This is a genomic window from Treponema pedis (assembly GCF_017161325.1).
Lineage (GTDB): Bacteria > Spirochaetota > Spirochaetia > Treponematales > Treponemataceae > Treponema_B > Treponema_B pedis.
Genome location: NZ_CP045670.1, coordinates 2732382 through 2745907 on the forward strand (window position 1 = coordinate 2732382; position 13526 = coordinate 2745907).

A 13526-nucleotide genomic window follows, 5' to 3' on the forward strand; every position below is an offset into this window, starting at 1 on the left:
GTTTATGAATGAAGATAATAAAAAAATAGTTGAAAATTTCTCGGATTTGGTAGATAAAATAGTTGTTCAATATAACAGAGGTATCGTTCTGGATTTTGTAACTTCAAATTCGTTTGATATAATTGAAGAATCGATAGACAATTTGCAGGAACGTTTTAATACGATTCTTTCTTTATTTGAAGAAATACAAAAAGAAAGCAGTTCTTCTGCGGAAAATGCAGGGAAAATCGATGAGATGATAGGAACCGTTTTGGAAAAAAGAGAAAATGTTCAAAGGGAAGTTCATAAACGGGTTGAACAAATTGAAGCTACAGCAGCAAATGCGCAACATGCCGCCGATGCTTTTACCGTGTTAAAGGATAGAACGGCGGAGGTAAAAGATATGCTTTCAAGTATTCAAGAGGTATCGGTTAAAACCGGAATTCTTGCAATTAATGCTTCAATTGAAGCCGCGAGAGCGGGAAGTTTCGGGAGCGGTTTTAGGATTATTGCAAATGAAGTACGCTCTCTTGCAACTCAAACGGGCGATTTTGCAAAAAATATTCAATCAAAACTTGATGAATTAAGTAAGTCCGTAAGTGAAATAAATGACAGTATGTCCCTTTTTATATCTCTTTTTTCTAAATTTCAAAGTTCGTTTAACGGGGTTTTAAACAATCTTGATGAAAATTCAATAACTTTGAACAAGGCAAGCGATTTCCTTACGGAAATTACTTCATCGATAAAAGAGCAGGATATTACTATAAGAGAAGGTTTTTATTCTCTTAAAAAGATAGACGGTCTTTTACGCGAAACAGGGGCAATACTCGATGTAGTGCAAACCAGCCACGAACACTTGGGCACCTTGTTGCAGCAAAAATAAGAAATTACGGGGCCAAGGCTTATGCGGAGTTTACTCTATAGTATACTCTACATAACCTTGGGATTTTTTTACGATAATTTCTCCTATGCCGGCTCTTACCGTACGAACATTTTTATAGTTGATTTCATCGCCGCCCAAAGCGTTTTTACATAAAGCAACATCGTACCCGGTGCCTATAAGTTCGTTATTCAAGCTGCGAAAATTATTTACAATATCTCCCGCGCATACAATTTCTATATGGGCATCGATATTTTCTTCCGCACAGTACCGGTCAAAATTTTTAAGCTTTACAAGAAGTTTTTCAAAAAGATTCGCTTTTTCGATTCTGAAAAGCACATTTATAAATTTTTTATTATGTTCCATAATATTTCCTTATATTTTATTTATCTTAAGTATATCCGTCAATCGGTTTTATGTATTTTCAGGTTCGTGTTGACCGGGCATAGGCCGCTCCTTTGCAGTCATATTAATAACGGTTAATTTAAAAACACAAACGGAGTTAATATCCGCCTCTGCAAAATGCCAGTCCGTTTTACCCGTATGGTGCTTCATCAACAAGGTAAGAGCATGTTTTTTTTCTTCCGTATTATTTACAAATTGAACCGTTCCGGTTCCTATTATGGACCTGTATGCGTATCCGTAACTGCAAGCCGTATTTCCCGATATAAGACTATGATTAGTATCAAGCTCAAAGCCCGCTTTCGGATTTTTTTGTATTAAATCTATTTTTCTCCCTTTTCCGGCACCGTGAAAATAAAATATAAACCGTCCGTCAATTTCTTCATAGCCGTAATTAAGAGGAATAATATAAACCTCTCCGCAGTCAATAAATCCAAGTCTTATGCAATCGCTTTGTTCTATAATCATTTTAATTGTTTTACAATCGGTTATTTCCCTGTCTTTTCTTCTCATAGATTTTCTCCTATAACATTTTAAAAAAATTATCAAATTTTTAAAAACCTTTCAAGTGTTTTTATAAGTGAAACTTAAAAATATATTTCAAGTGTTTTATTTATCTTCTTTTATATATTGAGGCATAAATGATAACAGGCTTTTTATCACTTATGTTCCGATTTATTTTATTACAACGCCGGTTATTAAATTTCGTGTAAGGTTGTTTTTTTTCGATATTACCTGCCGTTTTGTAATATATTTTTATTATAACAAAAAATAAAATAATTTGTAAGATGAATAAATAATAAAAGTTTTAAAATCTGAAAGTTGTGTGTCATTTTAAAGGGAGATTAGTATAAAACAGAAAATTTTATAATTTGGTTATAGGGGCTTTGCGTTAGCGGCGGGAGCGGAACCGTACAAGTTTTTTAAAACTTGTACGGGTTGTACACAAACGTGCAGTAATTTCTGCACGTTTGTACCGGAGCGAAAGCGGAGCCGCGTACAGAGCGGCGGTTTGTATCACAAACCGCAACGCCCGTCTTTTTAACGGGGCTTTATAAATTTTATTGTGCCTTTATCAATGCTGCAATATCATATTGAACCTGTTTTGCTTCGGGAATAGGATACAGTGCATAAGCGTGATTCATTTTCTCCGCAATGACTATGGAGTGTTCGGCTCCTTGCATTTTTAATAAAGAATGAAATTTTAGTATATCCGGATAGAGAATGTCATGGGTACCTGTGAACATAATAATCGGCGCGATACCGTTAAAGTTTCCGTAAGCCGGACTTACATACGGCTCTTTTATATTTTCTTTACCGCCCGCCCATGCTTCACCTGCAAGTGCGAGATACGGACCGTAAAGCATCGGGTCGGTACTTTCATAGTTTTTTATTTCAGGATGAGTCATAGTTACATCGACCCAAGGAGAAAAAAGTACGAGACGTGCAGGCTGTGCTTGTTGCGTGTCGCGAAGGTAGAGCGCAAAACCGAGTGCAAGTCCGCCGCCGGCGGAATCCCCTATTACGGTTATTTTTTCCGCCGCCGAAGTTTTAAGTATTTCTTTGTAGAGTTCGTTTAATTGCCGGTACACCGTTTTATATGTTGTTTTGGGTGCAAGCGGATAAACGGGAAAAATAACTTTTGCTCCCGCCGCTTTTGCAATTGTTGTAACGGCGGTATAATGCTGATTTACGGCATGGTTAATATATGACCCGCCGTGAATGTACAGAATTATTTTTTGATTTTGATTGTAAAAATCATTCCAGATAAAAACCTGCATACCGCCGATTTCGGTTTCCGTTACGGGCATACCGAGCAGTTCGGACGGATTGTCCGTTTTATCAGGTTTTTGTAATCTTTGTAATTCGGTTAAACCCGCTTCGGCAATTTGAACCGACAGTTTTTTTGTGCCCATAAACCAAAAAGCTTTTTCAATTACCCAACTCGATAAAGACCGATGTTCTATAAATTTGATGTATCCTACAAGAACGGCGAGTATGAAAATCAAAGCAAATAAAATACATAAACACAGTTTTTTTTTATTTTTCATCATAAAATTATTAACCTCCGATATTTTTTTAACGGGATTGTAAAACTTTGAGAGGCTTTTGCCCGTTTGTATTCAATTAGAATACTTCATATTTTACTCCTCGTTTATTCCTTCATTAAATAATTTTTTTATATATCCGCTCGCATTTTTATTATATAAGCACTTTATACATTTACCGTTTTTAAAGATATGCTTGCAATTCGGATATCCATATAATATATGAGCGCAATTAGGACATATAGCGTCCATTTTTGAAGAAGATACCAAAAATGGACTTCCGCATTCATCGCATATTTTTACGGTTTTACTGTTCTCTTTTATATTTGATATTTCGCTCATTTTAATCCAAGTTCCTGCAAATATGCCGTTCTTATTTTTTTCGATTTTTCATGTATTATCAGCTTGCCCGGTTAATCGCAATAATTTGTTTAAGTTCAATTATTATATCACATTATATCTTAATAAAAAAGTTATATGTATTGAAGCATTTTATCTTCTATCACATAAAACGAAAAAAACACTTTATTTGCCGCAGTCTCCTTTCCCGAAATTACCTTCAATATTTTTATGGAATATTCTGCATTTTTCTTTTGTAAATGCTTGAATAATACCGTGTCTAAATACAGATTCCGCTCATCGCTGTCCCCATATATGGTGCAATAGTTTATCATTGAATTTCCTCCAAAAATCCATGCATCCGTTTTTCATCATTTAGCGGATACAGTTCATTTGCTTGATTCAGTAAAAGCAGTATTTTTTCTTTTCGTTTCTTTTTTGCAGTTTCGCTTTTTAAGTTTTCGATTCCTTCAATCAGCTTTTGCGCTTCCGTCTTTAACCTGTGCCATTTTTGCCAATCATAATCCGACATTTTATCCGCTTTTTCTTTTAAACTATTCAATTTTAAAAATTGTTCCGTGATTTTATGAAAATCCTCAGGTTCTCCGAGTATTGCCGGCTCAAAATAAATCTCATCGGAAAATCTTGTTTCTAAAAATGATTTTATCTTTTCACTCACATAGATTTCCTGACTTTTTAATGAATGTACTACAAAAATATCTTTTGCGGACAGTGTCGATTTTACTAATTTTTCTTTAGTATCTTTTTTATCATAATACGCATATCCCTCTTTTTCAGGGATTAAAGCATACAAGTTTCCCAACTCCTGCGATAAGAGCTCATTAGGCTTTCTGTTTGTAATATATTCTTCCGCATCCATATCGCCTGATGGGTACAGTTTCGGTTCATCTGCGGATAAATCCCAATCCTGCCAGTCCAATTTGACAATTTTATCTTTTCGGATTTTTTTAAAATTAAAATTTAAAAAACTTTCTTCTATCAGTTTTTTTATATGCTCTTTTACTATAATAACGGGGCATTCTCTATCGTATTGACTTCTGTATATTTCGGGACAAAAAGGAGCCGTTCTTAAATGACAGTGTTCTTTTTTCTTTTTATCGAAGAAATAAATTCCCTGCCATAGTATTTCTCCGTAATTCCCCCACGGCATTTTTTTATTTTTTAATATATAAATCATAAGTTTCCTCCCTGAGTTTTTTTGCTTTACACCATTTAACAACATCGTCCGTATCGAAAGCGAGATTTCGACAGCCGAAGTTAAATTTCATAAAGCTCCTCTTTTACCCTATTACAATCCAGTTCCCGTCACGCTTTGACCCGATTCTCTCTATTATACTTTTTTCTTGCAAAGTCTTAAAAGTTCTTTCAATTGTTCTTTTGGAAACTCCTATTTTTGCTGCAATATCGATAGACGTATAACTTGGATTTTCTATTAACAGTTCAATCACTATTTTTTCCGTTTTATTCAAACCGACATTCAAACCGACATTCAAACCGACATTCAAACCGACATTTTTATTCGGAAGCACGGCAAGAACTTCTTTTTCAAATGGAATTATGCAATGAATATAGTTACTTTCAATTTCGAAAATTTCTTTTCCGTACTTTTCGACGATTGTCGGTATTCCATGCCCTGTATGTTCCGTCAGCCCCATCGCCAGAAAAATTCGCATCAATGTTATGTTTCTCGGTTTACTTATACCCGCAAAGAATTGTTTCTTACTTAACCCGTTTGGGAGCCCTCCATGTGATAATATTTCCAATCTGTCATTATACATAGATATTTGCGGTTCGGTAATTAACCAGTCATTATGGACTAATGCATTCAGGATAGCTTCATTTACGGCATCATAATCAAATAAATAAATATCTTTTCTCGGTCTGACAGTGGTATCGGAGATACATATATTTTCAGCTTGTAATCTATTTTTTATTTTGCTATAGGTTGTTAAAAGGCACCCACATCCATAGTCGCTCCTTTCGGAGATTGAAGCTTTGTTTTTTCCTTGAAATTTTACAAATATAAAAGGAATATTGTTTTTATCCGATAATAATTCAGCTAATAAATTGTATTCTCCGGCTTCATTTCGTAAGTTTAAATTACTTTCAAAGGTTCGGTCTTCCAGATGATAACCTTTTTCAGAATAATATATTTTAAGCTCTTTAAAAGATAATTCTTTTAAATTTGATTTTTTCTTAATCATGTATTCGCTGTCAATAAATTTCCGCTCATACCTTATTTTTATTTGTTCTGCAGTCATTTCTTTGCAAGTTGTTCCTATCCTTATAGTACATCCGGTAGAAGAAAAGCCATACTTCTTTTGACAATAAATATGGTTTCTGCCTTTACGGATATGAATTAAAACGATTGTTTTTCCGCTATCAAATCTTAGTTCTAATCTTATTTCGTCTTGAGGATTCGGTTCTATTTGTGCTGTTATAACATCGGAAATTCTTCTTAATACTTCATCAATTTTATTGACACCAACGACTGCTCCATTATTCTTTACTCCGATAAGGATTGTTCCGCCGTCTCCATTAAGAAAAGATACTATTTCTTTTGCAATCGTATCAGTATATTTTTCTTTTAATTCTACAGCTTCCGATTCCAAATATTTTTTCATTTTTAAATCCTCCTATTGTGATAAATTATATCATAAGTGAGACATTTATTAAATATAAGTCGATATTTTTAATTTATATTATTAAGAACTGCGAATCTTACAAATCAACAGTGGAACTCACATTTAAGTTTCCTGCCATTGCCCTAAACAATATTACGTCTTTGATAAACTCCGCAATAATTATTAACGACAACTTTGTACTCGCTCGACCTTCCCTTTATTTCTACAACTTTATTATCCGTTAAATTCTCTTCACAAAATAACGGCATAAGTTCTTGCGCATGTAATCTATACTTATCCGTATCTACCGCATTTGTCATTTTACCGCTCTTTTTTGTCATACAATTTAAACCTCCCGTAACATACATTACCAAAATCCAACAAGCCGGAACACAGCTGAACCTTCAATAAATCATTTTAAATTTAAAGTACTTTTACAAAATCACTGTCCGTACAAGTACTTCCAATATGCAATCAGCAGTCTTTATATTTTTCTACAACATCTTTGAATGCCAATGTTGTTCTAACCATAAGTAATATGCAAATACCCGTGCTTATGCCATCCGCAAAAAACACAGCGTGAGCTTCTTTTTTATAAATCCCTGAAAACCCTCTTGCTTTACCTATTTCAATCCGACTTTTTGACGAAATCCATTTATTACTATCTCTACAAAAATCTTTACAGATATATATAGTACTGTCCCAACCGTTATCTATATCATAGTAAAGACAAAGAGCTTTTGCAGATTCTCTTTTTGCTCTTTCAATACACTGCTGCATATAAACATCAATTTTATTAGAATAGCTTTTTAAATTAACTGCAAAAATCTTTTCCATCAATTCATCGGAGACACCAAAGTCTTTAGCAAGTTTTTTTGAGAAAGCTGTTATTTCCGATGTATTTTTTTCTTCTAAATACTTAATACACTTTTCCCAGTAATTCCAATATTCCTGACCGCTCATCCGTATTTCCTTCTCTTCAAAAAATTCAACTTTTTATAAAATAGATTTAAGCCAGTTAAATACTTTTCTTGTAAATTTCGATGTTTCGATATTTTTAGGGAGAATTAAAGTTATTCTATGACGCTCTTTTGTATAACTATTATTAAATATAATCAAAAAAGGACCTTCATCGGAAATTTTATCTGTATAAAAGCCTTTTTCATCCATAAGATCAAACATTGCTTTACTTTTGGCAACATAAATATCTGTTGTTTCATCTTCAGCCTCAATCACAAAATAAGGATTGTCCCATAATGAAAAAGATTTTTTTCATTTCGTGAATGAATACACCCTTTCTTTTCTGTGTATATAAAATGTAATCAATGCCTGTAATCATATAATACCCCTATCCCTCTACTTCCAAAAGCCCAAGAGTTCAAAATCCATACAATCAAATGCATTTATTTTATCCCAATCCCTTGCTAAGACAATATCATCCACCTGCTTTGCTTTATATAATTCGTCCAATGTGTTAAATACTCGTTCACCGCTTTGTATCTCTTTTGCACCGCATCGCTGAAAAGAACAATGGTCTTTATAAATAATTATCATATATTCATAAGGATTGTTTTCAAAATAAAGACTTAGTTCCGCTTCGCAGTTATATTCTCCAATACTCTTTAATAACAACATCTTAATCTCTTCAAAACTAAACTCCGCTTTGTGATGAGTCTTTTCAATCCATGTAATATTTTTCTTTGATTTTTCAGCTGTTTCTTTACATTCTTCTATACTGTAGAAAAGATAATCACCGACTGTCGTAAATTTTTCATCACAGAAAAACAGATAATATCCTTGCGTATTGTCATACTTGCATATTGCAAGGTAATTTATATTTATCATTTTTTCTCCGCCGTTATAATCTACAATTCCGAAGTTATCTTTTTTTGTATAAAACTTAACTTTTGCACCGTCTAAGTAATCGGGAAACATCATTCTCTCCATTTTATTTACGGCAATTCACCTTAAACACCGTACCAATAATTTTGTTTTCGGGATAGCATTGTTTTAATGCTTTCATATTTTCATAAAAATATTTTTTTCTTCCATATATTCGGAAAAAGAATATACCGCCGTTTCGCAACGAAGTGAGAAACGGCATACAATACACGACGTTTGCCGAAAGGTAAACTCGCACGTTTTTTTAATAAGTATATTTCAAAGTATCGGAAAATTCAAGCCTATATTAACAGTAACGCCGACTATCAATTATGCAATAAACCCCGCATTACATAATTGACATCAATAAAATTTTATGTTATATCTTATTATAAGGAGCTTTAACACTATAATGAATAAATAACCTCTTATACTGTACAAATTGAATATTCTCACATCACACGTTTTATAAAACGTTACGGAGTAATAAAAGAGAGGTTATTATGTTAATAGATATTAAAAATCTTACATTTGCATACGAAGGGCAAACAGAGCCTGTTTTTGAAAATCTTACAATACAATTAAACACCGATTGGAAGCTCGGCTGTATCGGGCGTAACGGATACGGCAAGACTACCTTTTTGCATTTATTGCAAAACAAACTGGAATATACGGGTTCTATTATTGCGCCCGTGCAATTCGAATATTTTCCGTATTCCTTTACAAATACGGAAGAGTTTTGCTATAAAATACTTCAAGAGCGTTTTCCAGATATTGAGATAAAAGAACTCGAAAAAGAACTTTCACTTTTAGATACGGAAAGTGCCGTACTTTACCGCAGTTTTTCTACCCTAAGCGCGGGCGAACGGACAAAGCTTCTTCTTGCCGCAATGTTTGTATATGAAAACCGCTTTTTGCTTATAGACGAACCTACTAATCATTTGGATATGTACGGCAGAAAAGCGGTTGCCGAATATCTCAGACGAAAAAGAGGCTTTATTTTAGTTTCGCATGACAGAGATTTTTTAAACCGCACAGTCAATCACATATTGGCAATAGAAAAAAACAATATAACCGTGCAGATTGGAAACTACGATACATGGGAAGAAAACAAAATACGGCGGGATAATTATGAAATTGAAAAAAATATCCGGCTGCGTAAAGAAATCAAACGCTTAAAAGAAGCAGCCCGACAAAGAAAGAGCTGGGCCGATTTAAAAGAAAAAACAAAAAAAGGAGCCGAAGACAAGGGCTTCGTTTCTCATAGGGCGGCAAAACTGATGAATCGTGCAAAAAATATTGAACACAATGCGGAAAAAGCCGTAACCGAAAAAGCAAAACTTTTAAAAAACATTGAGCGTCTTGAAGATATACCTATGAAGCCGCTTATTCATCACGCAAAAAAATTGATAACAGCTGAAAAGCTTTCGGTATTATATGACGGAAAGAAGGTATTTGTTCCGGTCGATTTTAGTCTTTGCGGGGGAGAATGTCTTTGCATAAACGGAAAAAACGGGGCGGGCAAATCGAGTATTTTAAAACTGCTTACAGGTGAAGCTCTTGAATTTACAGGCTCTTTTAACAAGGCCTCAGGTTTAAAAATATCGTATCTTCCGCAAAACTTTCAGTTTTTATCGGGAAGTTTATTTGCATTTATTGAAAAATACAATATAGATACTACCGTTTTTTTAACAACACTGCATAAATTAAACTTTCCGCCCGAATTATTTGAATGTAATATGCAAACTTATTCAAGCGGACAAAAAAAGAAGGTACTTTTGGCAAAATCCATTTGTGAAAAAGCTCATGTATATATTTGGGACGAACCGCTTAACTATATTGATATTATTTCGCGTATTCAAATTGAAACAATGATTTTAAAATACAAACCTGCTCTTATTTTAGTTGAACACGATATAAGATTTACCGAAGCGGTCGGAACGGATTTATTACATCTTAAATAATGTGATGAATCGGTTAAAAGTAATCGGCAACAGTATTTTTACTTTTGCCGATTATCCTCTAACAGGCCGTATCTAACCTATTCTTTTCATTTTTTTCAAAAGAATATTTCCCAAAATTCCGCCTGAGGTTACCACAATAAGGTAGAGCCAGCCGGAAAGTGAAAAGTTTGCAATGGGTGTATAAAGAGCTCCCGCATTACAGCCGTTTGCAAGACGCGTGCCTAAACCCATAGTAAAACCTCCTACGGCAAAAACTATTACGTCCATAAATGTAATTTTAAGTTCGGATTTAAAAGTTTTTGTAAATGTCCCCGCAAGCAATAAGCATACAAGAGTTCCGAAAATAATTCCTATATCCTGTACTGAACCTCCGTTTGCAAAAACCGCTCCCGAAAAAAACTCAGGTGTTTTACCAGTAAACTCTGCAAGGGATTCCGCACTTACGCCGAAAACATATAACAGTTTTCCGAACCAAAAACCGAAAGGTGTGGAAACTCCCCAACCCGATTTCGTTACTCCCATCAACAAGGTAAATAAAACGGCAAAGGCAAAGGCTCCGGTTCCGAGCGACCACGGTTTTGAAAATATGTGTTCATAATTTTCTTTGCTGAAAAATTTATAATTTTTAGTATCAAGCTGTTGTACTTCATCTTGAGCCCGCTCATCTCCTACACCGGAAAAACTGTTTTCGTTTTTTCTCTTCCTCTCATACATATACGAAAGAACGCTTACTATCGAAGCAAACAATACGGTTACCAGTATCGCTCCCAAGTAGCCGCCCTTTCCGTCCGAAGAAAACCAATCGGGTATAAAAACGCCCTTGTGGCTTCCCGTACTTATGACAGAATCTTTTACCCATGAGGCTTTAGCTTGAAACGGAAATCCTAAAAATACACCGAGGCACATAAAGAAAAGCGTAACCGCAGCGCGAGGAAGCCCCGTTACTATATCGGTTAAAGAGCCCGAAGCACAGCATGAGCAAAGGCTCATTCCGAAACCGAACAATAAACCGCCGAGTACCAAACCTAAATTAATAGGGTGAACCGAAAGCTTAAAAGCTTTAGGGTCGCCGAAAATCAAAAAAGATGCGGTAAGAATAGCCGTTACCGTAAACATCAGCATAAGAGTACGCATAAGTTTTGTAGAACCTGTACGGAACGCTCTGTTTACGCTTCCTGCAAATCCGAAAAAGGCTCTGGTTAAAACATAACCTATTCCGATGCCTATCATCCAACGGAAGAACAGCATTTGCGTTTTTAAAAACGCATAACCTAATACAATGCCGAGTATAAGCACGGCAAACCCGATAATGTTTTCTGTTTTTTTCATTAAAAACCTCCCCAATATAATAAACAATTTACTATGAATTACGCTGTTTTGTTCCGAAACGGTAAAAAAGTACACCCAATAGTCCCCATGCAATTAAAAAAATCATAGACCCCTTACTCAATTGCGCGGGAGAGCCCGGTATTAAAAGCAAACCGATAAAAACGGCTCCCACAAGACAAGTAAGAATGCACATAATTTTTTCAAATACCGAAAGACTTTTTTTTATTCCTATAAAACCGACATACGTATATGCCAATGCGGCTAAAACAGACGCCATATCTACAATTAAAATAATTACTTCACGTCCTATCCAAGGCCCTATTAAACTTACGGCTGCAATAAATAAAATCGCTTTGTGATAAATCCCCTTTTCGTTTTTTTCACCTAAAAATTTCGGGCTTAAATTTTCTTGAGAAATAGCGCCGAAAAGTTTACTGCTGCTTATCATAAAACCGTTTATGCCTCCGGTAACGGCGGAAAAAAGAGCAACCAGTAAAAATAAAAAACCTATAATTCCTGTTTTATCCGTTACGGAGCTTCCGACCGCCCATTCGACTTGAGCCGCTTCGGCAGGACCGTAACTTAAACCTGCAATCATATTCAAAAGATTATATAATAAAATTCCGAAAAATATTGCAAGAATTGTCGTGTGATGCGTTTTTGAAGGGCTAAAACCCAAATCGACCGAAACTTGCGGCACTACATCGAAACCTACAAATAAAAACGGAATAATGGCTATGACGGAAGCGGCTTTTATAAAAGAAATTTTTTCAAAGCCTAAATAATTTTCCGAAAAAGCTTTTAAATCGCTTTTTGTAAGAATTATAAAAAATAATCCTATTACTATTATTACAAGCGAAGAACTCATTATATTTTGAATTTTACTGCTTAACTGCAATCCGCGTAAATTTATTAAAGTAAAAATTATGATGGGAGCGGAAGCAATAAGAATATCCGCCAAGTATACGCTTGTCGGGCCGAAATTATACATATATCCCCAAAGCATTACCTTACCGAAAATTTTACGCAAAATTAAAACATAAGCCGTGGCGTTAAGGGGAATCATACTTAAATAACAAAGACTGAGCGACCAGCCGACAGCAAACCCGTGCACCTTTCCCATATTGGAAAGCGTATACGAAAATTCACCGCCCTCCCCCACATGGCATCTAAGCATAACCTGATAAGCTTTTTGTATGATTATAACGAAAACGCCTCCTATGCAAAGTCCTAGTGCCGTGTTTATTATTCCGGAATTAGGTAAAAAAGAAACTCCGGGTAAAATAAAAGAGCCCCAGCCGATGATGGCTCCTATTACCAAGTTTAAAATAGCAAACTTGGATAACCCCGTTTTTTTTATTAAATTATTATTTTCCAAAAAAACCTCCCTATAAATTCTGCAACCGCAGGAATTTTCAAATTCCGAGGATTGTTTATTTTCCGCCGTTTCGCAACGAAGTGAGAAACGGCATACAATCACGACGTTTGCCGACAGGCAAACTCGCATGTTAAAATTAAGCGACGCTATCTTAGGAGCTTAATTTTAACCTCCCTTATAAAATAAGCAAGCGGAAAAAATATCAATTTTTGAGCATTGCTTATTTTCCGCCGTTTCGCAACGAAGTGAGAAACGGCATACAATCGCGACGTTTGCCGACAGGCAAACTCGCATGTTAAAATTAAGCGACGCTATCTTAGGAGCTTAATTTTAACCTCCCTTTAAAATAAACAACCGCAAGAATTTTCAAATTCCGAGGATTGTTTATTTTCCCGCACTTTTGCAATGTAATTAAAAACGGTATAAAATACACGACGTTTGCCGACAGGCAAACTCGCATGTTAAAATTAAGCGACGCTATCTTAGGAGCTTAATTTTAACCTCCCTTTAAAATAAACAACCGCAAGAATTTTCAAATTCCGAGGATTGTTTATTTTCCCGCACTTTTGCAATGTAATTAAAAACGGTATAAAATAATTTTTACGAATTAACTTTCCGCAGATACTTCAAGATATTACCGCCGCTTTAAAATTTTGTCAAAAAGCGGCGGTACCGTTTTTC

15 protein-coding genes are annotated in these 13526 nt (G+C 35.0%); 2 read left to right on the forward strand and 13 right to left on the reverse strand.

Translation table 11 applies throughout. The annotated features are described in order from the left end of the window. The first annotated feature begins 4 nt into the window (after positions 1–4). On the forward strand, positions 5–862 hold the full coding sequence (locus DYQ05_RS12650) for a methyl-accepting chemotaxis protein (RefSeq protein ID WP_020966427.1): 858 nt from the start codon (positions 5–7) through the stop codon (positions 860–862). 30 nt (positions 863–892) lie between these two features. Here the strand turns inward: DYQ05_RS12650 and DYQ05_RS12655 are convergent, their stop codons facing one another. The 11 genes from DYQ05_RS12655 to DYQ05_RS12705 form a co-directional block, all read right to left on the reverse strand. Beyond that, complete coding sequence (locus DYQ05_RS12655) at positions 893–1225, reverse strand: hypothetical protein (protein WP_020966428.1); 333 nt, start codon at positions 1223–1225, stop codon at positions 893–895. A 48-nt stretch (positions 1226–1273) separates the two neighbouring features. Next, complete coding sequence (locus tag DYQ05_RS12660; protein WP_206183542.1) at positions 1274–1774, reverse strand: pyridoxamine 5'-phosphate oxidase family protein; 501 nt, start codon at positions 1772–1774, stop codon at positions 1274–1276. A gap of 548 nt (positions 1775–2322) precedes the next feature. Then, positions 2323–3384, reverse strand: a complete 1062-nt coding sequence (locus tag DYQ05_RS12665) for an alpha/beta hydrolase (RefSeq protein WP_353934605.1) — start codon at positions 3382–3384, stop codon at positions 2323–2325. 21 nt (positions 3385–3405) lie between these two features. Further along, the gene (locus DYQ05_RS12670) at positions 3406–3651 is read right to left on the reverse strand and encodes a hypothetical protein (RefSeq protein WP_206183544.1); all 246 of its coding nucleotides are present in this window, start codon (positions 3649–3651) and stop codon (positions 3406–3408) included. A 131-nt stretch (positions 3652–3782) separates the two neighbouring features. Further along, on the reverse strand, positions 3783–3983 hold the full coding sequence (locus DYQ05_RS12675; RefSeq protein WP_206183545.1) for a hypothetical protein: 201 nt from the start codon (positions 3981–3983) through the stop codon (positions 3783–3785). Further along, the gene (locus DYQ05_RS12680; RefSeq protein ID WP_206183546.1) at positions 3980–4846 is read right to left on the reverse strand and encodes a hypothetical protein; all 867 of its coding nucleotides are present in this window, start codon (positions 4844–4846) and stop codon (positions 3980–3982) included. The genes DYQ05_RS12675 and DYQ05_RS12680 overlap by 4 nt, the downstream gene beginning before the upstream one ends. Positions 4847–4949: 103 nt before the next feature. Then, positions 4950–6293: an RNA-binding domain-containing protein gene (locus tag DYQ05_RS12685; RefSeq protein WP_020966435.1), complete on the reverse strand. Its 1344-nt coding sequence runs from the start codon at positions 6291–6293 to the stop codon at positions 4950–4952. 143 nt (positions 6294–6436) lie between these two features. Then, positions 6437–6634, reverse strand: coding sequence for a hypothetical protein (locus DYQ05_RS12690; protein WP_206183547.1), 198 nt, complete (start codon positions 6632–6634; stop codon positions 6437–6439). A gap of 133 nt (positions 6635–6767) precedes the next feature. Beyond that, on the reverse strand, positions 6768–7256 hold the full coding sequence (locus DYQ05_RS12695) for a hypothetical protein (RefSeq protein WP_020966437.1): 489 nt from the start codon (positions 7254–7256) through the stop codon (positions 6768–6770). A 33-nt stretch (positions 7257–7289) separates the two neighbouring features. After that, positions 7290–7529 (reverse strand): hypothetical protein, encoded by a 240-nt coding sequence (locus tag DYQ05_RS12700; protein WP_206183548.1) that lies wholly within the window; start codon positions 7527–7529, stop codon positions 7290–7292. Between the two features lie 120 nt (positions 7530–7649). Further along, positions 7650–8231, reverse strand: coding sequence for a hypothetical protein (locus tag DYQ05_RS12705; RefSeq protein WP_252723401.1), 582 nt, complete (start codon positions 8229–8231; stop codon positions 7650–7652). A 446-nt stretch (positions 8232–8677) separates the two neighbouring features. Here DYQ05_RS12705 and abc-f point away from each other — a divergent pair, with 446 nt between their 5' ends. Further along, entirely contained in the window at positions 8678–10138 is a 1461-nt protein-coding gene (gene abc-f / locus DYQ05_RS12710) for a ribosomal protection-like ABC-F family protein (RefSeq protein WP_080658477.1), read from the forward strand. Positions 10139–10210: 72 nt separating this feature from the next. Here the strand turns inward: abc-f and DYQ05_RS12715 are convergent, their stop codons facing one another. Both DYQ05_RS12715 and DYQ05_RS12720 read right to left on the reverse strand, forming a co-directional pair. Further along, positions 10211–11467: a YeeE/YedE family protein gene (locus DYQ05_RS12715; protein WP_024465547.1), complete on the reverse strand. Its 1257-nt coding sequence runs from the start codon at positions 11465–11467 to the stop codon at positions 10211–10213. Between the two features lie 31 nt (positions 11468–11498). After that, a complete protein-coding gene (locus tag DYQ05_RS12720; RefSeq protein ID WP_024467768.1) occupies positions 11499–12845 on the reverse strand; it encodes an APC family permease in 1347 nt (448 codons plus the stop codon). Between the last annotated feature and the right edge of the window lie 681 nt (positions 12846–13526).